This is a genomic window from Amycolatopsis sp. DSM 110486 (assembly GCF_019468465.1).
Taxonomy (GTDB): Bacteria; Actinomycetota; Actinomycetes; order Mycobacteriales; family Pseudonocardiaceae; genus Amycolatopsis.
Genome location: NZ_CP080519.1, coordinates 9,634,959 through 9,660,706, shown reverse-complemented (window position 1 = coordinate 9,660,706; position 25,748 = coordinate 9,634,959). Strand labels below are relative to the sequence as shown.

Annotated in this window: 22 protein-coding genes and 1 pseudogene; 11 read left to right on the top strand and 12 right to left on the bottom strand. The window is 70.1% G+C overall.

Annotated elements, in window-relative coordinates; genetic code table 11:
- Positions 1-12: 12 nt before the first annotated feature.
- A pseudogene (locus tag K1T34_RS54160) lies at positions 13-534 on the bottom strand (LysR substrate-binding domain-containing protein); the annotation flags it as partial.
- A 364-nt stretch (positions 535-898) separates the two neighbouring features.
- On the opposite strand from K1T34_RS54160, the gene K1T34_RS46570 reads away from it, so the two are divergent.
- Positions 899-2,386, top strand: a complete 1,488-nt coding sequence (locus K1T34_RS46570; protein WP_220241156.1) for an alkaline phosphatase family protein — start codon at positions 899-901, stop codon at positions 2,384-2,386.
- 312 nt (positions 2,387-2,698) lie between these two features.
- Here K1T34_RS46570 and K1T34_RS46565 read toward each other — a convergent pair whose 3' ends face one another.
- Together K1T34_RS46565 and K1T34_RS46560 are read right to left on the bottom strand one after the other, a co-directional pair.
- On the bottom strand, positions 2,699-3,283 hold the full coding sequence (locus K1T34_RS46565; protein ID WP_220241154.1) for a CHAP domain-containing protein: 585 nt from the start codon (positions 3,281-3,283) through the stop codon (positions 2,699-2,701).
- A gap of 148 nt (positions 3,284-3,431) precedes the next feature.
- On the bottom strand, positions 3,432-4,319 hold the full coding sequence (locus K1T34_RS46560) for an XRE family transcriptional regulator (RefSeq protein ID WP_220241152.1): 888 nt from the start codon (positions 4,317-4,319) through the stop codon (positions 3,432-3,434).
- A 143-nt stretch (positions 4,320-4,462) separates the two neighbouring features.
- Here K1T34_RS46560 and K1T34_RS46555 point away from each other — a divergent pair, with 143 nt between their 5' ends.
- Positions 4,463-5,428, top strand: coding sequence for a DUF3152 domain-containing protein (locus tag K1T34_RS46555; RefSeq protein ID WP_370643554.1), 966 nt, complete (start codon positions 4,463-4,465; stop codon positions 5,426-5,428).
- A 101-nt stretch (positions 5,429-5,529) separates the two neighbouring features.
- Here the strand turns inward: K1T34_RS46555 and K1T34_RS46550 are convergent, their stop codons facing one another.
- The 4 genes from K1T34_RS46550 to K1T34_RS46535 all read right to left on the bottom strand — a co-directional run bounded on the left by K1T34_RS46550 (position 5,530) and on the right by K1T34_RS46535 (position 8,324).
- Positions 5,530-5,907, bottom strand: a complete 378-nt coding sequence (locus K1T34_RS46550) for a hypothetical protein (protein ID WP_220241150.1) — start codon at positions 5,905-5,907, stop codon at positions 5,530-5,532.
- Positions 5,908-6,046: 139 nt separating this feature from the next.
- The gene (locus K1T34_RS46545) at positions 6,047-6,898 is read right to left on the bottom strand and encodes a sigma-70 family RNA polymerase sigma factor (RefSeq protein ID WP_220247764.1); all 852 of its coding nucleotides are present in this window, start codon (positions 6,896-6,898) and stop codon (positions 6,047-6,049) included.
- Positions 6,895-7,473 (bottom strand): hypothetical protein, encoded by a 579-nt coding sequence (locus K1T34_RS46540; RefSeq protein ID WP_220241149.1) that lies wholly within the window; start codon positions 7,471-7,473, stop codon positions 6,895-6,897. Before K1T34_RS46540 ends, K1T34_RS46545 begins: the two co-directional genes overlap by 4 nt.
- A 140-nt stretch (positions 7,474-7,613) precedes the next feature.
- Positions 7,614-8,324 (bottom strand): TetR/AcrR family transcriptional regulator, encoded by a 711-nt coding sequence (locus tag K1T34_RS46535; RefSeq protein WP_220241147.1) that lies wholly within the window; start codon positions 8,322-8,324, stop codon positions 7,614-7,616.
- A gap of 168 nt (positions 8,325-8,492) precedes the next feature.
- Between K1T34_RS46535 and K1T34_RS46530 the strand changes: the two genes are divergently transcribed.
- Positions 8,493-9,503 (top strand): NAD(P)-dependent alcohol dehydrogenase, encoded by a 1,011-nt coding sequence (locus tag K1T34_RS46530; protein WP_220241145.1) that lies wholly within the window; start codon positions 8,493-8,495, stop codon positions 9,501-9,503.
- Positions 9,500-10,258, top strand: a complete 759-nt coding sequence (locus tag K1T34_RS46525; RefSeq protein WP_220241143.1) for a DUF4389 domain-containing protein — start codon at positions 9,500-9,502, stop codon at positions 10,256-10,258. The genes K1T34_RS46530 and K1T34_RS46525 overlap by 4 nt, the downstream gene beginning before the upstream one ends.
- A 743-nt stretch (positions 10,259-11,001) precedes the next feature.
- On the opposite strand, the gene K1T34_RS46520 is transcribed toward K1T34_RS46525, so the two are convergent.
- The 3 genes from K1T34_RS46520 to K1T34_RS46510 all read right to left on the bottom strand — a co-directional run bounded on the left by K1T34_RS46520 (position 11,002) and on the right by K1T34_RS46510 (position 15,877).
- Positions 11,002-13,659 (bottom strand): exo 1,3/1,4-beta-D-glucan glucohydrolase, encoded by a 2,658-nt coding sequence (locus K1T34_RS46520; protein ID WP_220241141.1) that lies wholly within the window; start codon positions 13,657-13,659, stop codon positions 11,002-11,004.
- A 220-nt stretch (positions 13,660-13,879) separates the two neighbouring features.
- Positions 13,880-14,803, bottom strand: coding sequence for an acetamidase/formamidase family protein (locus K1T34_RS46515; protein ID WP_220241139.1), 924 nt, complete (start codon positions 14,801-14,803; stop codon positions 13,880-13,882).
- Between the two features lie 237 nt (positions 14,804-15,040).
- Positions 15,041-15,877: a DUF4436 family protein gene (locus K1T34_RS46510; protein WP_220241137.1), complete on the bottom strand. Its 837-nt coding sequence runs from the start codon at positions 15,875-15,877 to the stop codon at positions 15,041-15,043.
- A 101-nt stretch (positions 15,878-15,978) separates the two neighbouring features.
- Here K1T34_RS46510 and K1T34_RS46505 point away from each other — a divergent pair, with 101 nt between their 5' ends.
- From K1T34_RS46505 to K1T34_RS46495, 3 genes are read left to right on the top strand one after another with little or no spacing between them, the layout of a single operon-like run.
- Positions 15,979-17,037, top strand: a complete 1,059-nt coding sequence (locus K1T34_RS46505) for an agarase (RefSeq protein ID WP_220241135.1) — start codon at positions 15,979-15,981, stop codon at positions 17,035-17,037.
- Entirely contained in the window at positions 17,030-17,587 is a 558-nt protein-coding gene (locus tag K1T34_RS46500; protein WP_220241134.1) for a TetR/AcrR family transcriptional regulator, read from the top strand. The genes K1T34_RS46505 and K1T34_RS46500 overlap by 8 nt, the downstream gene beginning before the upstream one ends.
- Positions 17,588-17,622: 35 nt before the next feature.
- Positions 17,623-18,369, top strand: a complete 747-nt coding sequence (locus K1T34_RS46495; protein WP_220241133.1) for a dienelactone hydrolase family protein — start codon at positions 17,623-17,625, stop codon at positions 18,367-18,369.
- Between the two features lie 43 nt (positions 18,370-18,412).
- Here K1T34_RS46495 and K1T34_RS46490 read toward each other — a convergent pair whose 3' ends face one another.
- On the bottom strand, positions 18,413-18,676 hold the full coding sequence (locus K1T34_RS46490; protein ID WP_220241131.1) for a GlsB/YeaQ/YmgE family stress response membrane protein: 264 nt from the start codon (positions 18,674-18,676) through the stop codon (positions 18,413-18,415).
- A gap of 265 nt (positions 18,677-18,941) precedes the next feature.
- Between K1T34_RS46490 and K1T34_RS46485 the strand changes: the two genes are divergently transcribed.
- Positions 18,942-20,183 carry an acetyl-CoA carboxylase biotin carboxylase subunit family protein gene (locus K1T34_RS46485; RefSeq protein ID WP_220241129.1) on the top strand — a complete coding sequence of 414 codons (1,242 nt, stop codon included), beginning with the start codon at positions 18,942-18,944 and terminating at the stop codon, positions 20,181-20,183.
- Positions 20,184-20,217: 34 nt separating this feature from the next.
- On the top strand, positions 20,218-22,239 hold the full coding sequence (locus K1T34_RS46480) for a hypothetical protein (RefSeq protein ID WP_220241127.1): 2,022 nt from the start codon (positions 20,218-20,220) through the stop codon (positions 22,237-22,239).
- Here K1T34_RS46480 and K1T34_RS46475 read toward each other — a convergent pair.
- Entirely contained in the window at positions 22,233-22,952 is a 720-nt protein-coding gene (locus tag K1T34_RS46475) for an SDR family NAD(P)-dependent oxidoreductase (RefSeq protein WP_220241125.1), read from the bottom strand. The two genes, K1T34_RS46480 and K1T34_RS46475, sit on opposite strands and share 7 nt — an antisense overlap.
- 221 nt (positions 22,953-23,173) lie before the next feature.
- Between K1T34_RS46475 and K1T34_RS46470 the strand changes: the two genes are divergently transcribed.
- Both K1T34_RS46470 and K1T34_RS46465 read left to right on the top strand, forming a co-directional pair.
- The gene (locus K1T34_RS46470; protein ID WP_220241123.1) at positions 23,174-24,079 is read left to right on the top strand and encodes an alpha/beta hydrolase; all 906 of its coding nucleotides are present in this window, start codon (positions 23,174-23,176) and stop codon (positions 24,077-24,079) included.
- Between the two features lie 30 nt (positions 24,080-24,109).
- Positions 24,110-25,735, top strand: coding sequence for an NAD(P)/FAD-dependent oxidoreductase (locus tag K1T34_RS46465; protein WP_220241121.1), 1,626 nt, complete (start codon positions 24,110-24,112; stop codon positions 25,733-25,735).
- Positions 25,736-25,748 lie beyond the last annotated feature (13 nt).

Here is a 25,748-nt window from a genome sequence, read left to right as displayed (position 1 = left end):
GTGGGTGCCAAGCCATGCCGTACGCGAAATCCTCCAGCTGCTCGGGGCGGCGGCGACACGCACTTCCCGCTCCGGGACGTGGTCCACCAGGCGGCTCGGCAGGACCCCGATGAGCGGGGTGCCGGGCAGCGCCGCGATCGCCCCGGTGAAGAACGGGACCCGGAGTCCCGGCCGCGCCGTGATGCCCAGCGTCGCGAGCCGGGACTCCGCGAGCATTCGTTCGGCGCCCAGGACCACAACGCTCGCGTGCGGGTACGACGCGAGATCTTCGACCGTCAGGCGGTCCGCCGTCAGCGGGTGGTCGCGCGACAGGACGCAGACGAACCGCTCGGTGAACAGCGGCTGCCAGCGCAGGGGAGCGGGCGGCGGCACGGGGGTCAGGACGAGGTCGGCGCGGCCGTGCTCGAGGTCGTCGAACGACTCGGGCGAGAGCCAGCCGGCCTGCACGGAGATGCCCGGCGCCTGCCCGAACACCTGGCGGAACAGGCGGTTCCCCAGGACGACCGCCGCGTAGTCGGTGAGCTGCACGCGCACGACGTCGGTCACGGAGCCGGGTGAGAACTCGTCGCCCCGCACGATCGACCGCTGTACGACGCCATCCAGGCCCTGGGCCTCGACGTCGACACCGTCGTCGGTGGCCACCGCGGCAGCGACGGCACGACGTGGGCCCACGCGGCGCCGCTCGAGTACCTGAAGCGGGCGGCGGGGTACTGACGGAGTCCTTTGTGGAGAGTCTCCGCCGGGGCCGGGAAAGGGAGGAATCGCCCATCCGCGGAGACTTCCGCGCAGGCGTTCAGCCGAAGTTCAATCGGTCGCCACCGGCCGGATCACCCGGGGATCAACCGCGGCCGAAAGCCTGTCGGAGCTCCCCGCCGTGCCCGAAGCCGGAAGGATTCCGATGACCGAGACCCCGGAGAACGACAGAACCGGTTTGACCCGCCGCAGGCTGTTCGGCGCCGCCGCCGGTGGGCTGGCCGCCGCCGCGGCCGTGCTGCCGCCGAACGTCCGCACTGCCTTGGCGTCCCCGCCTCCGGCCGGTGGTCACCTGCGCGACATCAAGCACGTCGTGATGCTGATGCAGGAGAACCGCAGCTTCGACCACTACTTCGGCACGCTGTCCGGCGTGCGCGGGTTCGACGACCCGCACGCCCTGCGGCTGCCCGGCGGGCGTTCGGTGTTCCACCAGCCCGACCCGACGCACCCGGACGGCTACCTGCTGCCGTACCGACTGAACACGAAAATCAGTGCGGCGCAGGCGATCCCGTCCACGAGCCACGCATGGGGCGTGCAGCACCAGGCGTGGAACGACGGGAGGATGGACAACTGGCTGCCGGCGCACCTCGCGGCCGACGGTGCCACCAAGGGTCCTTACACCATGGGCTACTTCACGCGCGAGGACATCCCGTTCCAGTACGCGCTCGCGGACGCGTTCACCATCTGCGACGCCTACCACTGCTCGGTGCTGGGCCCGACCTGGCCCAACCGCTTCATGTGGTTGTCCGGCACCATCGACGCGGACGGCGAGTTCGGCGGCCCGTCGCTGGAGACGGGGAAGGTGCCCGACGGGCACTTCACCTTCAAGACCTACCCGGAGCGGCTCACGGAAGCGGGCGTCAGCTGGAAGGTCTACCACTCGCCGGGCGGCGCGACCGGGCTCCCGCCGTTCAGCGCGATCAAGCAGTACGCCGAGGCGAAACCGGGCACGCCGCTCTACGACCAGGCCATCGCGCCCTCACCGCTGGGCCAGTTCGAGTACGACGCGCTGCACGACCAGCTGCCCACCGTCAGCTGGCTGCTGCCGCCCAGCGCGTATGACGAGCACCCCGCCAACCTGCCGGCTGCCGGCGCCACGTTCGTCGCCGGCAAGATCGACGCCATTGCCGCCAACCCGGAGGTCTGGGCCAAGACGGTGTTCATCCTGTCCTACGACGAGAACGACGGGCTGTTCGACCACGTTCTGCCGCCGACTCCGCCCCCGGACACGCCCGGCGAGTTCGTCAACGGCACCTCACCCAGCGGGGTCAAGGGCGGCGGCCTGCCGACCGGGCTGGGCTACCGCGTGCCGTGCATCGTCGTCTCGCCGTGGACCGCCGGGGGCTGGGTGAGCTCGGAGGTGTTCGACCACACCTCGCAGCTGCAGCTGCTGGAACACGTCACCGGCGTGCGCGAACCCAACATCACCGACTGGCGCCGGCGCACCACCGGGGACCTCACGTCGGTCTTCCGCTTCCACGACGCGACCAAGCACGCCCCGACCCTGCCCGATACCCAGGGCCAGTACACCCTGGCGCAGTACGAGGTCGCGCAGCTGCCGAAGCCCGCCGCGCCCGCCGGCGGGCAGGAGGTGCCCCACCAGGAACGCGGCTACCGGCCGCAGGTGCGCTGAGGAACGGCTCGACGACCGACGGCGCCTGCCGGTCCGGTTGCGCCCGGACGAGACTTACGAGATCTGGGTTCCGGTGGCCGCATTGCCTCGACACGAGCACTTCGAAGATCTGGCCCGGGCGCTCTTGTCCGTAGGGCGCAAGGACAAGTCGTGAGCCGACAAGAACGTTCCGCCGTTCGGCTACGTCGCAGGTGGCGGAAGCACCTGGCGTCGCGTTGCGGCGAAAGCACCGGACCGGATTTCACCAGGGGTCCGACGTGGACTCGGCCGGACGGCGGGAAGGCGCCGTCCGGCCGAGGGTTCGGGGAACGCTCAGTTGTAGAAGTGGATGTAGCGGAAGTCGCCCTTGGTGAGGTCGTGGACGAGGTAGTGGCCGTCGCCGGCCCAGTTGTAGTCCTCGACCGTGACGGTGGAGCCGTGGACGCTGTCGACGACGGCGACGTGGCCGTAGCGGCCCGCGTCGGTCTGGGCGATGGAGCCCGGGGTGGGCGTGTTGTCGACGCGGTAGCCGTGCTTGCGGGCGTTGTCGTCCCAGTACTTGGCGTCGCCGTAGTTCGAGGCGCTCTCGCCGTGGCGGTCGATGGTGAACGCGGCCCAGGAGACGCACTCGCGGTTGTACATGTTCCAGTCGTCGACGACGGAGTCCTGCGAGATGTTGCGCCACTTCGCGGGGTAGTTGTCGCCGATGAGGTTGGCCTTGGCCGACGGCGCGAGGGTGCCGAGCCGGGCGGCCATCGACATCGGGCGCGCGGCCGCGGTCGCCGTGGCCGTGGCCGGCGTGGGCGCGGTCGGCGTTGTCGGCACAGCGGCCGAAGCCGGCACAGCGGCCGCCGCGCCGGTGGCCGTGAGCGCGGCCGCGGCGGCGAGAGTGGCCAGGGTCCGGGTGAGACGGCGCATGGCGGTGCCTTTCCGGGGAACGGGGGATCGGGGGAGTGCCGCGGCGGACGGTAACCAGCCGCGGACCGCGCGCTCCAGACCGAAGTGGACAGCCGGTGCCCGGCGCCGAGAATTCGCAGGTCGGCGGCTCGTGTTCACAGAATTGGCGTCACCACGTCCACCACGCGCCGTGGATGCCGGGCCGCGTGTCGCGGGTGGCGAAGGTGACGGCGTGGGTCGTGCCGACGCGCAGCGGGTCGCCGGTGTGGCGGGGCCCGTCGGGGCCGCGGCGTTCGAACGAGCGGACCCGCCGCGGCAGCCGCAGGCCGAACTGCACCTGGCACACGTATTCGCGCACCGGCCGCGTGAAACGCCGGCCGTACTCCTGCGCCGGCGTGCCGGGCGGCAGCAGGATCTCGTACTCGACGGCCGTGACCTCACCGGCCGCGAGCACGCGGTCGAGCAGCAGCTCACCGGCCGTCATGCCCGTCTCGCGATCCACCCGCACGCGCCCGACGCGCGCGAACCGCACGCCCTGGTAGCGCGGTTCGGCCGGCAGCGAGCCGTCGGCCTGGTGGTAGGTCATCATGCGGTCGACGCCGTCCATCGTGGCCTCCGCGACGAGCCGCACGTGCAAGGCCCGCTCGCATCCGTCGTCGTCGATGGCCACGCGGTCGTGCACCGACCAGAACGCGAGCTGCCCGTCCGGCGGCGGTTTGAGCTCCACCGTGAGCGGCCGCAGATCGGGCCACAACCGGCGGCGCTCCACGCGGTCGGGCGGGTGGCCGAGCCAGCGACCACGCGGCGCGCGCGGGCCGAGCAGCGACGTGAGTGAGCCGGGGGAGAGCTCCAGCACGGCTTCGAGCTGCGTCACGGCGTTCAGCGACGCCTCGCGCTCGGGCCGGGAGCGGCCACGGCGCCAGTAGGACAGGGCGGAGCGCGAGAGCGTCACGCCTCGGTTGGCGAGGTGGTGGCGGACCCGGTCGAGGGAGAGCCCGGAGTCTTCGATCGCGGCGTCGAGCGTGACCGCGAACGAGCCGGGGTGCTGCGCAGACACGACTTCAGCATGATCAACAGGGCCGTTGTCCGGAACCGACGAAAGTCGGGGTCACCGCCCGTGACGTGCCGCTTGGTCTCAACCTTTCGCCCGTCCCACCCGTTGGACGGGGAGGAACTGTCACCGGGGAGCTGGGGAAGTGCGTGGCGCAGGACGAAACGCGGGCGCGGGAACCGTTGCGTGCCTCGCGGAAACCGTTGCCGGAGCGGAGATCCGCGAGGAGGAAGAAGGGCTTCCTGCGCACCGACGGCTGGCGCGTCTACGCGCTGCCGGTCATGGTCGTGCTCACCGTGCTCGTGCTGGTCAACACGGCGTCTACCTCGGCCCCGTCGACGGCGGCGCAGCAGCAAGCCCCGGCTCCCGGACAAGCCCGCGCCGAGTCCCGGTCCGAGTCCTCCGTGGTCTCCCTCGAGCCGGGCGTTCCCGAGAACCCCGCGAAACCGGCCGATCCCAACGCCCCCACCGCCGACCTGCCCGCCGGCGGCCCGTACACGCAGACCGGCCGGGGCAAGTGGCACGTGATCCCCGGCTCCGGCCCGAAGATCGGCACCGGCCGCCTCTACCGCTACACCGTCGAGGTCGAGGACGGCATCGACCCGGCGAGCTACGCCGGCGACGACAGCTTCGCCGCCGCCGTGCAGGGCATCCTGTCCGACCCGAAGAGCTGGACCGCTGACGGCAAGGTCGCGCTGCAGCGCGTGGACGCGAGCGATCCGCACCCGGACTTCCGCGTCAGCCTCTCCACCCCCGACACCACGCACCGCGCCGACGCCTGCGGGTTTTCCATCACCTACGAGGCTTCCTGCTTCCGCCGCAGCATGCGCCGCGTGCTGATCAACCTCTCGCGCTGGGTACGCGGCGCGAAGGCCTATGGGGCGAACATGACCGCCTACCGGCAGTACGCGATCAATCACGAGGTCGGCCACGCGCTGGGCCACTCCCACGTCGGCTGCGGCGGCACCGGCCAGCCGGCGCCCGTGATGATGCAGCAGACCTTCGGCGTCGCCGACGACTACGTCGCCCGCCTCAACAACGTCCCCGGCGGCGACCAGGGCGCCGTGCCGGCCGACCACCGCGTGTGCGCCACGAACTCGTGGCCGTTCCCCTAGGACCACCGAGCTGTATAACGACCTACACGGCGGCCGGTGAGGCAGCGGTCAGCACAGAGCAGTGGCTGGCACAGAGCAGTGGCCGGCAAAGCGCGCAGTGATCAGAACGGCGCCGTGGTGCACGCCGGCGGGCCGATTTCCTTCCACTTTCCGTTCTCGCGCGCCACGAAACGCAGGCACACGAGCTCGTTCTTCACCACCTGCTGTCCGATGTGGATGATCTGCGCCGCCGTGGTGCCCGAGGATGTCGGCCCGCGGCTCCAGCCGCGCCCGAAGACCTGGAAGTACCCGTACTTCGCCTTGATCGGCTGTTGCCGCAACGCGATGACCTGGTTCACGTACAGGCCGCTTCCGTCCGTGGTGTTGCAGAACGACGCGGTGCAGTTCTTTTCGGTCTTCGCCGACGCGGTGCCCGTGAACAAGGTTGCCGCCACTGCGGACAGTGCGCCGATCACGGCGATCTTCCTGGTGATGGACATGGTCCCCTCCGGTGTCGCGGTCCACGCCCCTGAACGAAGTGGACCATCCGGCTGAAACGTAGATGATCACCACCCCCGATGTTGCACTTTGACTCGAAGTGTCACACCATCGTGCGACGACTGCGCGATCACAGTGCGATCAAGGGAGGACGGCGACCGCCACCTTCGCGAGCCGCTCCGGATCCGCGATCACCTCGTACGCGGCGACCCGCCCCGCCGTCACCGACACCTTGAGCACGCCCGTCAGCCGGCCGTAGGGCGCCAGCACCAGCCCGACGGTGCCGTCCATCAGAGCGGGCTCCGCGAGGCGCGCGTGGTCGGCGAACGCGGTGGTGCCGCGCGCGACGGCGTCGGCGCCGCGGAGGACGGCGGCGGCACCCGGCGGCAACGCGGCCGCGTCGGCGTGCCGGACGACGTCGGGAGCCAGCAGTTCGAGCAGTGCGGCGAGATCACCGCCGCGGGCCGCGGCCAGGAACGCTTCCACGACCTTCCGGTGCTCACCGAGCCCGGACCCGGCCGCGGGAGTACCGCGCACCCGCAGCCGCGCGCGGCTCGCGAGTTTCTTCGCCGTCGCGGGCGAGCGGTCCAGGATCGGGCTGACGGCCTCGAACGGCACCGAGAACAAGTCGTGCAGCACGAACGCCACGCGCTCGGCGGGTGCGAGCGCCGCCAGCACCACGAGCAGGGCCCGGCCGACCTCGTCGGCGAGCGCGAGGTCCTCCTCCGGGCCTGCGACGCCGCGGTCCGGCAGCTGCTCGAACGGTGTCTCCCGCCGCGCGCGCAGCAGGTCGAGGCAGATCCGCGAAACGACGGTGGTCAGCCACGCTGCCAAGTTGTCGACCTCGGATGCCGACGCCAGTCGCAGCGAGAATTCCTGCACGGCGTCCTCGGCTTCGGCCGCCGAGCCGAGCATCCGCCGCGCCAGCGCGCGCAGCCGGGGCCGTTCCGCTTCGAACCGGGCCGCCAGGGTTTCGAGCGGGGTGTGGGTCAGTCCTGCAGCTGCGGCGTCAGGCGCGCGAGCACGGCGCGACCGGTGTCGGTGAGGGACACGAACGCGCTGTCGCTCGGCAGCGTGTCCCCGCCGCCGAGCGGCCGGCCGGTGACCGCGAGGTACTCCAGGGCGACGGCGGCCGACAGCCCGCGGGTGGTCGCGGCCAGGTGCGTCAGCTGCGGCACCGCGACGCTGGTCTGGACACCGAAGTGACGGGTCGAGACCACCCCGAAAATCTCCTCTTGGTATTGCAGGGACTCCATCTCCAAGTACACCTCCGCGGTCGGCCCGGCCGCTGCGAGCACGGCGAGATTGTGCCGCTGCATCGGCGTGAGCGTGGCGGGATCAGGCGAGTCGGGCAGCAGCACCGGCTCCAGTCCGCCCGCGGGCTCGTCGCCGCCGAAGACGAAGCTGTGCCTGCCCACGTGGCCGGCCGCCAGCGTGCACGCAGAGCGGTCGCCGAACTCGTCGCGCTCGGCCGCGGTCACGAAGCAGCCAGGCCGGATCTTCAGATCCCGCCGGCCCGGCTCGGCGACGCGGATGGTCCGTGCGCTTTCGTCGTGACGGCGCGGCATGCAGCTTGTGGATCGTCACGCGATCATTCGCCCAGCCACGCCAGAACTCATCGCCCGGCGGCAATGCTTCCAGTGGGTTCTCGGCTTAGCGCTGCTTTTCGTTCCGATGTTCATCAAACGCCGGCTCGAGGGGAAGCGGCTTAGCCGGATCCGACGGACTTCCGCCCCGTAGCCACTCGGGCGGTGAGGCCCTCGAGGATCCGGCGAAGGCCCCAGAGGTACTGCTCGGTGGAGATGTAGCCGGCCATAGTCGCCGCCGCTGCGGCACTGAGCGGGAAGTGTTCAGGCGGCCTCGCCGAGAAGGCGAGCTGGCGGATGGCGATCCGTTCCGACTCCGCCGGCAGCGGGACCTTGTGCTGCACATCGGCGACTTCCAGGACGAGTGAGCCGAAGATGTAGACGAACAGCAGGTAGGACGCCCGCGCGGCGTCGGTGGCGTCGAGTCCGGCGTCGGCCAGCAACTGCAGGAGCCGTTCGGTGAGGGCCTGCGCGATGGGCCCATCCATCCGGCTGCCGACCATCAGGCTGACCGCGCCCGGATGTGCGGACAGTTTCGCTCGCAGTTCCAGGGCCAGTGCTTCCACGCGTTCGCGCCAGGGCTGCGCACGGTCGGCGAAGACGTCGTGGTCCACCTCGCCGAGCAGCCGCTCGACGAGCGCATCGACCACGGCGGCCTTGTCCGGGAAGTAGGTGTAGATCGCGTTCGGGACCACGCCGACCCGCGCGGCAATCGCCCGCACGGACGCCGCATCCGGGCCCTGGTCGAGCAGGCTCAGCGCCGCGTCGAGGATCTCGTTCTCGGTGAGGGCGCGCCGCGGACCGCGAGGGCGTCGCCTACCTGATTCGGACAATGGTGCCTTCCTCCTCTTGACTTCGGTACCACCAGGGTAGACGGTTCTTTGTACGGCGTACAAATCATGTACACCGTCCAGTGATCAACGGTGAAAGCGAAGGTCACGATGCGCACAACTCACGTCGACAGACTCAGGGGTCCCCCTCTCGAGACCGCAGGGGCAACGATGACGGCGGTCGTGCAGGACCACTACAGCGCCGCTCCCGAGGACCTCTTCCGGGTCGCGCAGACCGACACACCCACTATGGGGGACGACGACATCCTGGTGAGGGTGCACGCGGCCAGCGTGGACCGGGGCACCTGGCACATCATGTCCGGCCTGCCCTATCCGATCCGGCTCGCAGGCTTCGGACTTCGCCGCCCGAAGTACGCCAACCCAGGCCGGAACCTGGCCGGAACGGTCGAGGCGGTCGGCCCCAGCGTCACCGGCTTCGCCCCGGGCGACGAGGTGTTCGGGATGTCCACCAGCACCTTCGCGCAGTATGCGACCGCCCGCCCTGGCAAGCTCGCCCCGAAGCCGGCGAACCTCTCCTTCGAACAGGCTGCTGCCGTTCCGGTCTCGGGGGTGACCGCCCTGCAGGCGGTCCGCGACCACGGACGCGTCCGGGCCGGTGAGACGGTGCTGATCATCGGCGCCTCGGGCGGTGTCGGTACGTTCGCGGTGCAGATCGCGAAGGCATTCGGCGCGGACGTCACCGGCGTTTGCAGCCCCAGCAAGGTGGAGATGGTCCGCGCCCTGGGCGCCGACCACGTTATCGACTACACCGGCGCCGAATTCGCCGACGGCGGACACCGCTACGACGTCGTCCTCGACATCGGCGGCAACGCCCGGCTGTCCGATCTACGGCGGGTTCTGACACCACGGGGACGACTGGTCATCGTCGGCGGAGAGAGCGGCGGCCGGCTGCTCGGCGGCAGCGACCGCCAGATCCGGGCGAAGCTGCTTTCGCCGTTCGTCCGCCAGCAGCTGGGCACCTTCGTCGCGAAGGAGACCGCCGTCGATCTGATCGCGCTCGGCGCGCTCATCGAGGGCGGAAAGCTCACCCCCGCGATCGACCGCACCTACCCACTGGCCGAGGTCGCTGCGGCCATCCGCCACCTGCTCGACGGGAAGACCCGAGGCAAGCTCGTCGTCTCCGTCCTCCCCCCGGCACCCGCCACAGGGAGCACACCATGACCGATCCCCGTACGCCCTACCCGGTCCGCGTCGACGCGGCGCTCGAGCCGTCGGGCTCCCGCGGCCTGTGGCTGGTCAAATGGCTGCTGCTGATCCCGCACTTCGTCGTGCTGTTCTTCCTGTGGGTCGCCTTCTCCGTAGTCAGCGTGATCGCGTTTTTCGCCATTCTGATCACCGCGCGCTATCCGCGATCGTTGTTCGACTTCAACGTCGGCGTGTTGCGCTGGACCTGGCGGGTGAACTACTACGGCTACAGCGCCCTGGGCACCGACCGCTATCCGCCCTTCACCCTCGCAGAAGTGGCCGACTACCCGGCGCACCTCGACGTGCCCTACCCCGAGCGGCTGTCCCGCGGCCTGGTGCTGGTCAAGTGGTGGCTGCTGGCCCTGCCGCACTACATCGTGCTGTCGATCCTGGTCGGCGGCGGACTGTGGGCAAGCTCCGGCGCTACCACCGACGGTGGCTGGAACGCCGGCGCCGGCGGTGTCGGCCTCCTCGCGCTGCTCCTGCTGATCGCCGCGATCGTGCTGCTGTTCACCGGCCGGTACCCGAAGTCGCTGTACGACTTCGTGCTCGGCATAAACCGCTGGGCGCTGCGCGTGGCCGCCTACACCGGACTGATGACCGACCGCTATCCGCCGTTCCGACTTGACCAGGGCGGCGCCGAGCCGGTGCCCGCCGACCCCACCCCACCGTCGCCTTCTGGACCGCCGGCCGCAGGGCAGCCGGCCGGTGAAACCCTCGGGGCCGGGTAGCGGCAGGCTGGCATGTTTTGCCTGAAGGGTACGAGCTGGTCTCATATGCGCAGCGCGTTCTCCCGCAAGCGCCCGTGCTGGTCTCAGACATGATTCGCGCCATCAGATCGTCGCTTTAAACAAAGGACCGGACGTTGTCCTATGTGGACAGTCCGGTCCTCGTGCCAAGCGTCAGCTGAATGGTCCCAAGGTCGGTTTAGGGCTTCGGGTCGACGATGATCGGCAGTCCGAGGTTGACAGTCCCGGCCGGTTGGCGTTCGTGGGCTCGGTCGAGGCTGACTAGCCCCCGGGACGGAGCTCGAACCGGGCGTATCGGCGGGACGGGTACCAGCGACACGGGTTCCGGTCCCCCGCCGCGCCTGCGAACCGCCCCAGAAAGGTCTGTGCCATCCGCGCAGGCTGGGGAGAGTCTCAAAAACGATCGTTTGCGAGACACGCGCGGCTGATCGGCGTTTCCGCAGGAGAGACCTCTAAAGCATGCCGTGTCCGCGCCAATGTCACGTTCTCGGGGTTTTGCAGTGATGGCGTCACCGAGCGCGGCGTCTAGACGATGCCCGATGCGAGGGAAGGCTGCCGCATCGCGGCATAGCCACGCCCGAGCACTCGATATGGGTCAGCCACTGTTGTCACCGACCGCTCCCTTCCCAGGCTCGTGAACGGATTCTCGAGCTGGTCGCATGACAGTGCTCACCCAAACGCGGGGCGCTCGCGGGGAAAGTCCCGCGAGCGCCCCGGCACTCACCTCACGTCAGATCCGAACACTTCACAGCGTCCGGATCTTTCGCTCCGCCTGGCGACCACCTCACGTTCGCGAACGACGCCGAGAACGCACCGTCGGTGTAGACCAGGAACGGCGTGTTGACGTTCTCGAAGTCGAGCCCGTTCGCGAAGCACGAGAGCGGGATCTTCACCGTCGACTTGCTCCCCGCCGGCAGATCCGTGAACAGCTTGGTGGCGTTGACCTCCGAGAAGCACGGGTAGACGCAGTGCATGCTCACCACGGTGCGGTTCACCGGTGGCGAGTTCACGATCACGTCGAACTCGAGCGCCCCGTCCGCGTTGGGGTACCCGCGCAGGTCGCTGGTCGCGGGGCTCTGCAGGTACAGCTGTGCCGCGCCGGTGCCGGTCCACGTCGTCTTGAGGCCGTCGGCCTGCACGTTGACGTCCGCCGGAGTCACGGTGATCTCCGGGTGCTCCGCGGTGCCGTCGGGCCCGATCTCGGTGCCGCCCCAGTTCGAGGCCGAGCCGATGTAGCTCTTGTACGGCGCGATGTCCGTGCGGTCGAAGATCGACAGGTCCTCGGTCGCGGTGCCCCCGCCACCGGTCGACCCGCAGGTCGTCGGGCCCTCGGCCTCGTCGAGCTTCGCCACGGTGGCGCGCTGACCGGTCTTGAGGCCGTAGCCCAGCGCGAACAGCGGGTCGTAGTCCGGGCTCCACGGGTTGAGCGGCGTCTGGCACGCGCTCTTCGGCCACGAGTAGGACAGCTTGCCCTGGTACCCCGTGCCGTCCTTGCCCTTGACCATCATGTCCGCCACGCCGCCGCCCTCGGTGCCGGGCAGCCAGGCCGCCACGAACGCGTCGGAGCGATTGATCTCCTTGTTCAGGTAGAGCGGACGACCGCCGACGTAGGCGGTGACGACCGGGACACCCTTGCCGCTCACCTTGTCCAGCACGGCGAGGTCCTCGGGGTAGAGCTTCGCGGCCTCCAGCGACTTGCGCTGCAGGTCGCCCACGCCCTCGGCATACGGCGTTTCGCCGATCACGGCGATCACCGCGTCGTAGCCGGTCGGGTCGACGTCGCCCTTCTCGCTGAAGGTGACGTTGGCGTCGCCGAGGTCTTCCTTGAGCCCGCCCAGGATCGAGGTGGCGTTGGGGAAGTCGGCGTTGGTGTTGCCGGTGCCCTGCCACGACAGCGTCCAGCCGCCGGTCTGGTTCTGGATGCTGTCGGCGCTCTTGCCGACCACCAGCACCTTCGACTTCGGCTTGAGCGGCAGCACGTTGCCGTTGTTCTTCAGCAGCGTCTGCGACTCGCGCACGGCGTCGCGGGCGAGCCAGTTGTCCGTGAGCGCCTCGTCTGAGTTGGCGTAGGAGCGGTCCGACGGCTTCTGCTCGTCGAGGATCCCGGCGCGCAGCTTCACGCGCAGGATGCGGGTCACGGCGTCGTCGATGCGGGCCATCGGGATCTGGCCGTCGTTGACCTGCGCGACGGTGTTGGTGATGAACGCCTTCCAGTCGGCGGGCACCATCACGAGGTCGACGCCGGCGTTGATCGCCTGAGGGCAGCTCGCGTTGGTGCAGCCGGGGACCTGGCCGATGCCGTTCCAGTCCGACACGACGAGGCCGTCGAAGCCCATCTTGCCCTTGAGGATCTGGTTCAGTGCTTTGTCGCTGCCGGTGAGCTTGCCCTCGTTGATGCCGAGGTCGGCGTTGGTCCAGCTGTTGAACGACACCATCACGGTCTGGGTGCCGGCGGCGAGCGCGCCGTAGTAGCCCTGACCGTGGATGTTGATCATGTCTGCCTCGGACGAGGGGTTCACGCCCTGGTCCTGGCCCTTGATCGTGCCGCCGTCGCCGATGTAGTGCTTGGCGGTGGCGATCACGCCGTTGTAGGTGATGCGCTTGGTGGCGCCGTCCTGCAGGCCGTTGATGGCCTCGTAGCCGTAGGCCCGGGTGATGCGCGGGTCCTCGGAGAAGCCCTCGTATGTGCGGCCCCAGCGGTCGTCCTGCACCACGGCGAGCGTGGGGGCGAAGGCCCAGTCCTGGCCGGTGGCGCGGATCTGGCGCGCGGTGGCGTTCTCGACGTCGCGGACCAGGCACGGGTCGTGGGCGGCGCCGAGCGCGATGTTCTGCGGGAAGACGGTGGCGCCGTAGACGTTGTTGTTGCCGTGCACGGCGTCGATGCCCCAGATCACGGGGATCTTCGTGCGGCTGGTCTTCGACGCGCTCCAGTACGCGTCGGCGAGGTTCAGCCAGTCCTGCTGCGTGGCGTGCTTGTTGCCGCCGGGCCACGAGCCGCCGCCGTTGAGCACCGAGCCGATGGCGTACTGCTTGACCTCGTCGGGGGTGATCGCGTTGATCTCGGGCTGCGTCATCTGCCCGACCTTCTCCTCCAGCGTCATGCCGGAGAGGATCTTCGCGATGCGCGCCTCGTCTTGCGGGTTCTTCTGCATCAAGCTGTCGACCTTCGGCCAATCCGAAAGCGTCGGCAGGGTGTTCTCGATGCGCGCGCAGCCGTTCTTGTCGAGCGCGGGCTGCCCGATCTCGGGCTGCGCCGCGGCCGGTGCGGCCGGTGTGGCGGGGGCGGGCGCCGCGTTCGCCACACCGCCCAGCAGGGTGAGGCTCGCGAGCGCGGCGAACGTGGTCCTTCGGGCCCGGGACCACCCGGGGGATCTTCTGGCCATCGACAGTCCGTTCTGCAGAGGGCGGCGGGGACGGGCCCAAAGCGGGCCTTGGCGATCCTGACCGGACAAAGAGGATGGCGTCAAGAGGTCCGGACCCTACGGAAGTCCGTTATTTCTCGCCTCGAATTAAGGTGTGATCGCACCTGGGTCACGGATGGACCAGACCAGTGCGCGCCCCGGGCAGACCCGGGTGGCCGCGAAGGCAGACTTCGCCGGATCGTCAGCGGATCGCGTAGGTGGGGAGTACCGCGTGCACGCCCCAGGTCTGGTTGGCGACCTGGGTGACGCGCAGGTCGACCACCGGGCTCGCGAGCGCCAGCGCGGTGGGGCGGTCGAGGTCGTAGAGCTTCTCCAGCCACGTGAGCATCGCGCCGAGCGCCTCGGCGGTGGCCTCGTTGAGGTCGGTGTGGAAGCCGAACGTGATGCGCCCGGCGGGCGCCTCGGCGTGGATGCCGGGCACGGGCCGGTCGGTGGTGAGGTCCAGGGTCAGCTCGGTGGTCATCGGGCACTCGATCGCAGTGCCGCCGACCTCGCCGTCGCCCTGGGCCGCGTGCCCGTCGCCGGCGAGCAGCCGCGCGCCGGGGACCGTGACGGGCAGGTACAGCGTCGAGCCCGCCACGAGCTCGCGGCAGTCGATGTTGCCGCCGCCTTCCGGGCGCGGCGGCACGGTGGAGTGGTCGCCCGGCTCGGCCGGCGGCAGGCCGATCACCCCGAGGAACGGCGCCAGCGCCACGGTCTGGCCGCGGTCGTTGGTGCCGGTGCGCTCGCCGGCGTCGAGCTCCCACAGCAGCCGTCCGGGCGGGCCGCCGGCGACGCCGAGCTTCTGCGTGAGCCAGTTGTCCTTCGACGCCGACACGGTCCAGCCCCAGTCGCCGGGCCGCAGGTCGTCCAGGTGCACGGCGAGCACCGCGCCCGGCTCCGCGCCGCGCACGGCGATCGGGCCGGTGAGGCAGTGGCCGCGGCTCGGGTCGATCATCCGCGGCCGCTGTTCGCCGGGTGTGCGCTGGCGTTCCAGGAACCCGTGGCAGTCCAGCGATCCGACCACGACCGTGTCCCCGGGGTCGACGGTCAGGACGGGCTCGGTGTCCCGGTTGAAGACGTCGATCGTGGTTTCACGGGTCGGGTCGAGGTGGTGCCGGGCCATGTGCGCGCTCCCTGGGGTCGGTGCTCGCCCCGGATCGTCGCACGGACACTCGTCCGCCGGCGCCGCCGAGTGAGAAATGCCGCCAGGCGGCCGAGACGTTCGCCGGCGGCGCGGTGGTCGCGGGGCGTCTGGTGTTCGAGCTGCCAGGCCAGGTTCGGGGTGATCACGGTGCGCTCCCTCGTCGTCGGGCTGTCGTGGGGACGACAAACCGGAGGGCCCGAAACCGACACCGCGCGGCTAACTCGTGCGATTCGCCCGTTCCACGGCGGCGCCGGCGACCACCGACGCGAACACGCTCAGCGCCACGATCAGCTCGGCCCAGAGGAACGCCGTGTAGTCGAGCAGCGTGCCGATCGGCGGCGAGCCCGGAGCGGCGTTGCGGAAGGAAGCCAGCGCGAACAACGACGCGGCCATGAACCCGAACGCCGGCCACACCAGCCCGCGGCGGCGCGCGACGAGGTGGCGCGCACCGAGCGCCACCGCGACGGCGATCGCCCACATCGCGAACATCATGAACAGCGCGAACACGAGCACGCTCGTCGCGCGGGTGAGGCGGATGTCGAGGCCGCCGGAGCTGTCGGAGCCGGTCACCGTGAGGCCGAACAGACTGTCGACCTTGTCCAGCGTGAGCAGCACCGGCACCGGCTTGCCGTCCTGCACGGCGGCGAACTGGATGTGGCTTTCGTAGCCGTCGAACGGGTAGTCGGTGATCGCGCCGCCCGCCAGCGCGATCGGCAGGTCGGCGCTCGCGATCCGCTCGTGGGCGGGGAGCGTCTGGTCACCGCGCAGGCTCGAGGAGTTCAGCAACGTGAGATCGCTCGCCGGCGCGACCCCGTCGTCCTCGCCGAGCCGCCCGCGCGGCACGACGAGCACCCGCAACGTCACCTCCCGCGCGACCGCGTCGACCTTCTGCACGGTGGCGTTCACGTCGATCCGGTCGGGCTCGTCGGTGCCGATGGAGTGCCACGTGTCCCCGGCCGTGCGCTCGGCGGAGTGGACCCACACCCCGGCCCCCGCCGCGAGCCCGATGCCCACCAGTACGCCCGCGGCCCAGGCCACGCCTTTCCACCTCATGGCGGTGATGGTGACACCGGCGGTCCCGGCGCGCCCCTCCGCTCACGCAGGCGGGTGACCCCGGACGGCAGGGGAGACGAACCGGTTCGTATCCTCAATCCATGGCGTTCTTCACGGTGGCCCGCCACGGGCGGTGGACGTTCTCCGGGCCGGACGGCGAGCCGTTCCCGTCGATCGGGGTCGCGCACGCGCACGACACGAACCTCCGATACCAGCACAACCAGGACATCTGGCGCACTCGGTACGGCGGCTCGCGCGAGAAGTGGCTTCGCGACGGCCTGGGCGCGGACCTGCGCGCCTGGGGGTTCACCACGGTCGGCTCGACCGCGGAGTACATCAGCGGCACCGGGCTCGGCGTCACAGGCACCGTCGTGGACCTGGGGCACGCGGAGGACCTGCCGGGCGCGGACGTCGCCGCGGCCGGTTTGCCGTACGTGCAGGCGTTGCGGGTGGCGGAGATCGAGTCGTGGAACGGGCACCCGGCCTACCGTGATCCGCGTTCGCCCGCGTTCGCCGAGTACTGCGACCACCTGGCCCGCACGCTGTGCCGCCCGGAGGATCCGTTGCTGCTCGGGTACTTCCTCGTCGACGGGCCGGCCTGGGCGCGCCACCCGACGGGTGCCGGCTGGCCCGGCCCGCTCGCCGAGACGGCCGAGGCCTACTACGCCACGGCCACCGCGGCGATCCGCCGCCACGACCCGAACCACTTGATCCTCGGCGACCGCTTCGGGACGAAAGCGGGCGCACCGGACGAAGTCCTCGATGCCGCCGCGAAGCACGTCGACGTCCTGTCGGTGCAGACGTTCCCAGGCCCGGGCGCGCTCGACACGGCGCTGGAGACGCTCGAACGCTGGCACGCGAGGACCGGCCTGCCGGTGCTCGTCGCCGACACCGGCAACTGGTGCCCCACGCGGCTGAGCCCGCACCGCACCGGCGGCATGCGCGACCAGGCCGACCGCGCCGCCGGGTACGTCCGCACCGCCGAGGCGTTCGCCGCGCTGGACTGGTGCCTGGGCTGGCACTGGTGCGCCTACGTCGAAAACCCGCATCGTGGCTGGGGCCTGAAGGATCCGTGGGACGAGCCCTACGACGACCTCGTCGGCGCGATCACCGAGGTCAACCGGCGCGTGGCCGCCGGGTGGGCGGTGCGCGGTGCCTGACGCCACCCGCCGCAACCCCCAGACCCACCGCGCGATCCTCGACGCCGCCTGGGACCTCATCGTCGCCGGCGGCTGGGCCGCGGTGAGCGTCGACGCCATCGCCGCCCGCGCCGGTGTCGGCAAGCGCACCGTGTACCGCTGGTGGACCGGCAAGGCTGCCGTGGTGCTCGAAGCCTTCCTCGACCACGCCCGCGCCAACCCGGTCACCACGCGCGCCACCACCGCCGAAGGGCTGCTGCGCGCCCACGCCCGCCACTTCGCCGACCTCTACGTGGACACGGTGCTGGGCCGTGTCTTCACCGGCCTGCTCGGCGCCGCTCAGCAGGACCCCGACCTCGCCGCCCGCCTCGACGAGCACTGGTTCGAGCCCCGCCGCGCCCCCGTCCGCGCCGCGGTACGCGAGGTCGTCGGTCCGGACGCCGACGTGGACCTGCTGCTGGACTTGGTCTTCGCGCCGCTGCACTACCGCTTGCTCACCGGCCGCCGGCCGCTCGACCACACCTACGCGGACGCCGTCGTCACGGCGGTCCTGCACGGGGTACTAGGTTGACGACGAGAGCCAGCAAGCTGATCGACAGGAGTGACATGCGCAAGGAGAAGGTGGACGTCCCGGCCGCCGACGGGGTCGCCGACTCGTACCTGGTCGTTCCCGACGGCGGGCCGCACCCCGGGGTGCTGCTGTTCATCGACGCGTTCGGGCTGCGGCCGCGGATCGAGGAGATGGCGGAGCGAATCGCGGAGGCCGGCTACGCCGTGCTCGCCCCGAACCTGCTCTACCGCGGTGGCCCGGCGCCGCAGATCGACGTTTCGGAGCTGGGCGATCCGGACAAGCGGGGCGAGATCTTCGGCAAGATCATGCCGCTGATCCAGGGACTGGGCACGGACAACGCGATCCAGCGTGACGCCCAGATGTACCTCGACTTCTTCGCGGCGCAGGAAGGTGTCGCGGAGGGACCGGTCGTGATCACGGGCTACTGCATGGGCGGCACCAACGCCCTGCGCGTGATCGAGGCGTTCCCCGAGCGCGTCAAGGCGATCGCGGCGTTCCACGCGGGCGGGGTGGTCACGGACGGGCCCGACAGCGCGCACCTGGGCGTCGGCTCGATCACCGGCGAGGTGTACTTCGGGCACGCCGACCAGGACCACTCGATGTCGGCCGAGCAGATCAAGACCTTGGAGGCCGCGCTCGACGAGGCCGGGGTCACGTACCGCTCGGAGGTCTACGAGGGCGCGACCCACGGGTACACCATGACCGACACGGCGGCCTACGACGAGGCCGGCGAGAAGCGGCACTGGGAGAACCTGTTCGCGCTGCTGGAGCGCGTGAAGTGAGCCAGGGGCGGGGCGGCTCGCGAAGAGCCGCCCCGCCCGCTGGTCAGTCCCGGCTGCGGTGGAAGATCATCCGGTAGCCGACGAGGATGATCAGCGCGCCGAGGATGGCCAGGCCCCACGTGCGCAGGTCGAAGAACGTGCCCAGCTGCACGTGGAACAGCGTCTTGCCGACCCAGCCGCCCACGAACGCGCCGCCGATGCCGAGCAGGATCGTGATGATGCAGCCGCCGGGGTCCTTGCCCGGCATGAGCGCCTTCGCGATCAGCCCCGCGATCAAGCCCAGCACGATCCAGCTGATGATTCCCATGACTGTCCTCCCGGCCGCGGTGCGGCGTCGAACTCCGGCGCGAACCGCGCGTTCTTGAGCGCACAGGATCGCAGGCACCCGAACGGGTGGCGCGGCGAGTGGACCGGACGTGACCTGGATCTCACCCGGAGGCTAGCGGGTGGCCGGATCGAGAGTATCCACAGTGGACAGGCGACCCGCTCGATCGGCGGAAGGTGCGGACATCTGGGACCGTGAAGGTACAGACCCCGTCCGACCCCGCACGCGCCGAACAGAGGAGCGGTCCATGACCCAGTCCGTACCGGTCACGAAGAATCCCGACAAAGGATATCTGGCCGTGCTCGGCTGGAGTCTCAACGCGATCGAGGCGCTCGACCGCTTCGACCGCCGCTACATCGTGGTCGCGCCCGACTGGGCGGAGCAGTACTGCGCGGAACACGGCATCCCTTACCTGCCGTGGAACTTCGAGAGACTCAACGACCGGTCGATGGAGATCGCCGAGACCCTGAAGCAGGAGGGGGTCGACGTCGCCATCCCGCTGTTCGAAGAGACGGTGGAGTGGGCCGGCGCGATCAACTCCGTGCTGATGGACAACCCGCGCCTGTTCGGGCAGGCGATGTTGTTGCGGGACAAGGCTTTGATGAAGCGCCGCGCGCAGCTGGGCGGCATCCGCGTCGGCATCTTCGAGGAGGCCCACGCGCGTGACGACGTGGTGCGGTTCCTCAAGCGCGTCAACCAGACGCTGCTCAAGCTCGACGGCGACCCCAACGACCCGATCCACCTCAAGGCGTTCGACAAGGCCGGCTGCCTGGGCCACCGCGTGATCCGCACGCCCGACGAGATCGACATGATTCCGGAGGAGGAGTTCCCCGTCCTCATGGAATCCCACCTCGACGGCTGGGAGTTCGCCGTCGAAGCGTGGATCCACGACGGGAAGATCAAGTTCCTCAACATCTCCGAGTACGTCACGCTCGGGTACTCGGTGTTCGTGCCCGCGACGCCGGAGCTGGAGCGCTACCGGCCGCAGATCACCGCGCAGATCGAGAAGCTCGTGAAGACCTTCGACATCGAGTTCGGGTTCGTGCACCCCGAGTACTTCGTGACCAGCGACGGCGAGATGTACTTCGGCGAGGTGGCTTACCGCCCGCCGGGCTTCAAGGTTTTCGAGCTGCTCGAACGTGCCTACGGCTTCAACGCCTACCAGGCGTTGGCGCTCGCGTTCGACCCGAAGACGACCGAGGAGGAGATCGACGCGTTCTTCCCGCGCGAGGTCGTCGACGCGGCCGGTGTCGCCGGCTGCTTCGGGGTCTACCCTCGGCGGCGGGTCGTCAGCGAGCTGAGGATCCCGGAAGAAACCGAAGACGACGACTACTACGAGTCCCACGACCTGTCGGCGCCGCCGGAGGAGACGGTGACCAAGCGGACCGCGTTCGGCACCCACTGGGGACTGCTGTACTTCTTCGGTGACGACGCCTACCGGATGCGCGAAACGCTGAAGAAGCAGGAAGAGCTCGACTTCTACGTCTGAGCACCAGACGGGAGAGCCGACCGGGGTAACACCAGTGAATCCGAACGCCGACGCCACGGAGGGCACCACCCTCGCCAAACGGGTGGCTTCGCTCGACGACGCCGTCCAGGCCATGGCCGAGACGCGCGACTTCGGCAAGCACACGAAGCTGCGGCGCGTGCTGGAGGCCCTGCGGCGCGTGCTGCTGCAGCCCGGCGGGGCCGCCGCCGTGCAGGCCCGCGCGCAGGCGCTGGACGAAGCCGGTCTCTACCAGGGCACCGACTGGGCCTCGCCGGAGATCCTCCTGCCGGCGCTGGTCGGCCCCGGGCTGCACAGCGGGGAAGCGGACACCGTCGTGATCGAGGCGGCGAGCGAGCTGCGCATGCTCGCCGTCGCGCTGGGGGAGTACACCCACGCGACGCTGTCCGCCGAGGACGCCCGCGGGTTCCTGTCGCAGGTCCTGGCGATGAACCTGGAGCTGCTGTTCACCCCGCCCACCGAGGCCGAGCGGGCGCACGAGGGCCGCACCGCGCAGCTCATCCGGGCGCTGTTCCGCCACGTGGCCGACGGGATCGGCTACGCCAGCGTGCTCGACAAGCTGGTCGAGGAGATCTGGCGGATCCTGCGCCAGCGCCCGATCCAGGTCGAGCAGGTGCAGTCGCTGATCACGCGGATCTCCGTCTACCGCGGCGACCCCGAGGTCGACCTCGGCCCGAACTCCGGGCAGGGGCTCGACCGGCTCATCACGAGCCTGTTCGGCACCACCGAGGCCTGCCGGGAAGACCCGGGCTTCGAGGTCTTCCGCTCGCGGCTCGAGGCGATGGACGCCGGTGGCCTGCAGTACGAGGCGTCCGGCTTCGCCCGCGCGATGCACGACACCGGGCTGGTTTCGCCCTACCACGCCGAGCTGCTGCGGTTCGTGCGCCACGAGGGTGACTACCTCGTCGCGGAGGCGCTCGGGCTGTCCGACACCGGCCGCAACTGCCTGCTGCGCTACCGAGATCTCGTGCACCAGCTCATCGCCGACGCCGTACACCCGGAGACCGCGCAGTGCGTCTACGGCCTCGCGCTGCTGCTCGACCGCGGCATCCTGCACGAGCCCCCGGTGGTTCCCGCGTTGTGGCGCCAGCTGGCCCTCACCCTCGGCCCGGCCGCGCGTGAACGGCTCACGGCCGTGTTCGGTCCCGCGCCCGAGGCGAAGGCGCGCCTGACCGCCGGCGTGCTGTCGATGCTCGGCCTGCCGCTCGGCGTCGGCCAGGGCGACAACCCGACCTGCCAGTCGGCCCGCGCGCTGTCGATGTGGGCGGGCAACGACCCGGACTACCTGCTGCAGATGGTCGTGTGGGCGGCCCGCGACGACGAGATCACCATGCACTTCGAGGGCCAGCCGATCTCCTCGCGCGAAAGCGAGGGCGGCATCGCGCGCAAGCTGCCCGTGGACCTCGACCCGGTGTCGTTGCTCGTGGTGCCCCACCTCGACCGGATCTACGCCGAGATGGGCCGGCGCTGTGTCGACCGGCCCGGCGACCCGCACCGCTGGGTCAACCCCGAGTTCCACGGCTGGTGGGCGTTCCGCGGCTTCCGCATCAACGTCGACGTCGCCACCGGGAACCTCATCGACCTCGACGAGTTCCTGCGCGCCTTCCATGCCAGCTACCACCCGGCCTACAACGGCGACCAGCCGCTGATCCACCCGCAGCCGGCCGGCGTCGCCGTCACCGACAGCGCGGCCCGCTACGTCGGCTGGCACGCGATCACGATCCTGCGCGTCGCGCCCGACCCGCACGACGTGATGCGCGTGTACTTCTTCAACCCCAACAACGACAGCGGACAGGACTGGGGCGACGGCGTGGTCGTCTCCACCGCCGGCAACGGCGAACGCTTCGGCGAGGCCTCACTGGCGTTCGACCAGTTCGCCTCGCGGCTCTACCTCTTCCACGTGGACCCGCTCGAACACGGTGAGCCGGAGAAGGTGCCGGCCGAGGACGTCGAGCGGATCGTGGGGTACCTCGAGCGCAGCTGGGGCGCCGACCGGCTGCCGGCGGGGAGTCTGCAGGCCGCGCCGCCGCCTCACTGAGCCAGATAACCCCCGTCCACGACCAGCTCGGAACCGGTCACGAAGCTCGACTCGTCGCTGGCCAGGAACAACGCGCCGTTGGCGACCTCCTGGGGGTCGCCGGCGCGGCCCATTGGGGTCTGGCCGATCACGAACTCGTTGATCTCCGGGTCCTGCGCCTCGGTGAGCGGGGTGCGGATGAAGCCGGGGTGCAGGGAGTTCACGCGGATGTTCTCGCGCGCGTAGGTGATCGCCGCGCTCTTCGACATGTTCCGCACCGCGCCCTTGGTCGCGTGGTAGGCGTGGGCGCCCGCGACGGCGACGGTGCCCCAGATCGACGAGACGTTGATGATCGAGCCGCCGCCGTTGCGCTGCATCAGCGGGACGACCTCGCGCATGCCGAGCCACACGCCGGTCTGGTTGATCGCCACGACTTGCTGCCACTTCTCGAGCGAGAGCTCGTGCAAGGACTCGTACGCGATCACCCCGGCGTTGTTGGCCAGCACGTCGACGCGGCCGTGGCGGTCGGCGACGTCGCCGACGACGCGGGCCCAGTCGGTGTCGCTGGCGACGTCGAGGCGGTGGTACTCGACGCCGTCGGCGAACCCGTTCGCTTCGCTGCGGCCGGTGGCGATCACGGTGGCGCCTTCGCGGGCGAAGGTGTCGGCGATGGTGCGGCCGATGCCGCGGCCGGCGCCGGTGACGAGGGCGACCTTGCCCTGCAGACGGTTCATGGTTCCTCGCTCGAAGCACGGAAGAGGGGAGGCTGTCCGGCTCAGCTTCGCCCGTCGCGTGGACGTCGTGGTCGTTCAGTGTGAGACGCGGATGTGTCATTTTGCGACAGCGCGTGGCGGGCGGCTCCCGCGTGGTGATGCTGGGTGGACCGGCGCCCGGACGGGCACCGGACACCCCTGTGACCTCGCTGTCGAAGCGGGATTCCCCTCCAGGAGAGCCCATGACGTTGCCCGAGCCGACGGACCTGCTCGGCCAGATCTACGCCGGGTGGGCGGTCGAGATGAACCGCCACCCGGACATGTCGGTGGAGCTGCTGCGGATCGTCTTCGACGACTGGCAGCGTGCGACCGCCGAACCCGAGGGCGTGTCCTACGCCCACACCGAACTCGGTGGCGTGCCCGGCATCTTCGTGACGCCCGAGGGCGCCGACGCAGACCAGGTGCTGTTGTTCTTCCACGGCGGCGGCTTCGCGCTCGGGTCGTCCGCGAGTCACCGCAAGCTCGCCGGCCACCTCGCGAAAGCCTGTGGCACCACGGCTTTCGTCGCCGACTTCCGCCTCGCGCCCGAGCACCCGTACCCGGCGGCGCTGGAAGACGGTGTCAAGGCGTTCGACGCGCTGCTCGCGCGCGGTCACCGCGTCCGCGATATCACGCCGGTCGGCGACAGCGCCGGCGCGAACCTCGCCGTCGCCACCGTGCTGAAGCTGCGCGAAGACGGCCGCGAGCTGCCCGCCCAGGTCATCACGCTCTCGCCGTGGCTCGACATGGAGAACAGCGGGACCACGATCGAGACCAACAACGACACCGATTTCCTCATCGCGCGCGAAGGCCTGCAGGCCAACATCGACCGCTACCTCAGCGGCGGCGCCGACCCGCGCGACCCGCTCGTGAACCCGCTCTACGCCGACCTCACCGGCTTCCCACGGCTCTACATCAGCGCCGCGGACACCGAATCGCTCTACGAGGACAGCGTGCGGTTCCACGCGCTCGCGACCAAGCACGGCGTCGACGTCACCTTCGTCGTCGGCGAGGGGATGCAGCACGTCTACCCGTTCCTGGCGGGCCGCCACCCGCGCGCGGACCAGGAGATCCGGACCATCGCGGACTTCTACCGCTTGGGCCGCTGAGACTTTTCCACCATCACCGAAGGGATCACCATGCCGTCCACTCAGGACACCAGCTTCGACGCCATCGTGATCGGCGCCGGCTTCTCGGGGCTGGCGATGCTGCACCACTTCAACCAGCTCGGCCTGCGCTCGGTCGTGCTCGACTCCGCGGACGGCGTCGGCGGCACGTGGTACTGGAACACCTACCCGGGCGCCCGCACCGACAGCGAGTTCTACTACTACTCGTTCTCCTTCTCGAAGGAGGTCCGCGAGGAGTGGACGTGGCAGGAGCGCTACCCGTCGCAGCCGGAGGTGAAGGCGTACCTGGAGTTCGTCGCGCGCCGGCTCGACCTGTACAAGGACATCCGCTTCGGGACGAAGGTCGAGACGGCCGTCTACGACGAGGACGCGAACCTGTGGTCGGTGACGACCGCCGACGGCCAGGTCCTCACCGCGAAGTACCTGGTCAGCGGCATGGGTGTGCTGTCCGCGCCGAACCTGCCCGACATCCCGGGCGCGAGCACGTTCGCGGGCGAGAGCTACCACACCTCGCGCTGGCCGCGTGATCGTGAGGTCGACCTGCGGGGCAAGCGCGTCGGCGTGCTCGGCCTCGGCGCGTCGGGCGTGCAGCTGGTCCCGGTGGTCGCCGAGACCGCCGGTGAGCTGTTCGTGTTCCAGCGCACGCCGAACTACGTCGTCGCGAGCTCCAACCGGGCTGTCGACGAGCAGTGGATGAACGAGGTCCGCGAGAACTACGACGAGAGCTTCGAGAAGGCGTTCGACCACGGGTTCGCCGTGCCGTTCGTCAAGCCGGAGCTCGGTGCGAAGGACGCGAGCGCCGAGGATCGCGAGCGCGTGTTCGAGCAGGGCTGGGCCGAGGGCGGCTTCCACTTCATGCTGGAGACGTTCAACGACCTGGCCGTGGACCAGGAGTCCAACGACCACGCGTCGGACTTCATCCGGCGCAAGATCCGCGAGACCGTGACGGACCCGGCGACCGCGGAGCTGCTGTGCCCCAAGGACTACCCGTTCAACGGCAAGCGCCCGCCGGGCGGCCACAGCTACTACGAGGCCTACAACCGCGAGAACGTGCACCTGATCGACGTGAAGTCCCGCGGCATCGATGAGATCACGCCGGACGGCATCGTGGTCGGCGGCGAGCTGTACGAGCTCGACGTGCTGATCTTCGCGACCGGCTTCGACGCCATGACCGGCACGCTCACCCGCATCGACATCGTCGGGCGCGACGGCGAGGTGCTGCGTGAGCACTGGGCCGACGGCATCAAGACCAACCTCGGCCTCTCGGCCCACGGCTTCCCGAACTTCTTCATGATCCTCGGGCCGCAGACGCCGTACGCGAACCTGCCGGTGGCCATCCAGGCCGGCGTGGGCTGGATCGCCGACGCCGTCGAGTACGCCCGTGAGCACGGAATCGAGCGGCTGGAGTCCACGGCGGAGGCCGAGCGCGAGTGGGCCGAGGAGGTCAACCGCGCCGGCTCGGCGACGATCATGGCCAGCGGCGCCAAGGCCAACGCGTGGTTCATCGGCGCGAACATCCCGGGCAAACCACTGGAGTTCAACGTCTACATGGGAGGCGCGGACACGTACTTCCGCCGCTGCGCCGAGATCGCCGACGCCGGCTACCCCGGGTTCGTGCCCCAGACCGCCGACGCGTGAGACAGGAGACGGC

Coding starts and splice junctions, on each gene's coding strand:
- K1T34_RS46570 (WP_220241156.1), top strand. CDS start 899: ATGACCGAGACCCCGGAGAACGACAGAACCGGTTTGACCCGCCGCAGG.
- K1T34_RS46565 (WP_220241154.1), bottom strand. CDS start 3,283: ATGCGCCGTCTCACCCGGACCCTGGCCACTCTCGCCGCCGCGGCCGCG.
- K1T34_RS46550 (WP_220241150.1), bottom strand. CDS start 5,907: ATGTCCATCACCAGGAAGATCGCCGTGATCGGCGCACTGTCCGCAGTG.
- K1T34_RS46540 (WP_220241149.1), bottom strand. CDS start 7,473: ATGCCGCGCCGTCACGACGAAAGCGCACGGACCATCCGCGTCGCCGAG.
- K1T34_RS46530 (WP_220241145.1), top strand. CDS start 8,493: ATGACGGCGGTCGTGCAGGACCACTACAGCGCCGCTCCCGAGGACCTC.
- K1T34_RS46525 (WP_220241143.1), top strand. CDS start 9,500: ATGACCGATCCCCGTACGCCCTACCCGGTCCGCGTCGACGCGGCGCTC.
- K1T34_RS46520 (WP_220241141.1), bottom strand. CDS start 13,659: ATGGCCAGAAGATCCCCCGGGTGGTCCCGGGCCCGAAGGACCACGTTC.
- K1T34_RS46515 (WP_220241139.1), bottom strand. CDS start 14,803: ATGGCCCGGCACCACCTCGACCCGACCCGTGAAACCACGATCGACGTC.
- K1T34_RS46510 (WP_220241137.1), bottom strand. CDS start 15,877: ATGAGGTGGAAAGGCGTGGCCTGGGCCGCGGGCGTACTGGTGGGCATC.
- K1T34_RS46505 (WP_220241135.1), top strand. CDS start 15,979: ATGGCGTTCTTCACGGTGGCCCGCCACGGGCGGTGGACGTTCTCCGGG.
- K1T34_RS46495 (WP_220241133.1), top strand. CDS start 17,623: ATGCGCAAGGAGAAGGTGGACGTCCCGGCCGCCGACGGGGTCGCCGAC.
- K1T34_RS46490 (WP_220241131.1), bottom strand. CDS start 18,676: ATGGGAATCATCAGCTGGATCGTGCTGGGCTTGATCGCGGGGCTGATC.
- K1T34_RS46485 (WP_220241129.1), top strand. CDS start 18,942: ATGACCCAGTCCGTACCGGTCACGAAGAATCCCGACAAAGGATATCTG.
- K1T34_RS46475 (WP_220241125.1), bottom strand. CDS start 22,952: ATGAACCGTCTGCAGGGCAAGGTCGCCCTCGTCACCGGCGCCGGCCGC.
- K1T34_RS46470 (WP_220241123.1), top strand. CDS start 23,174: ATGACGTTGCCCGAGCCGACGGACCTGCTCGGCCAGATCTACGCCGGG.
- K1T34_RS46465 (WP_220241121.1), top strand. CDS start 24,110: ATGCCGTCCACTCAGGACACCAGCTTCGACGCCATCGTGATCGGCGCC.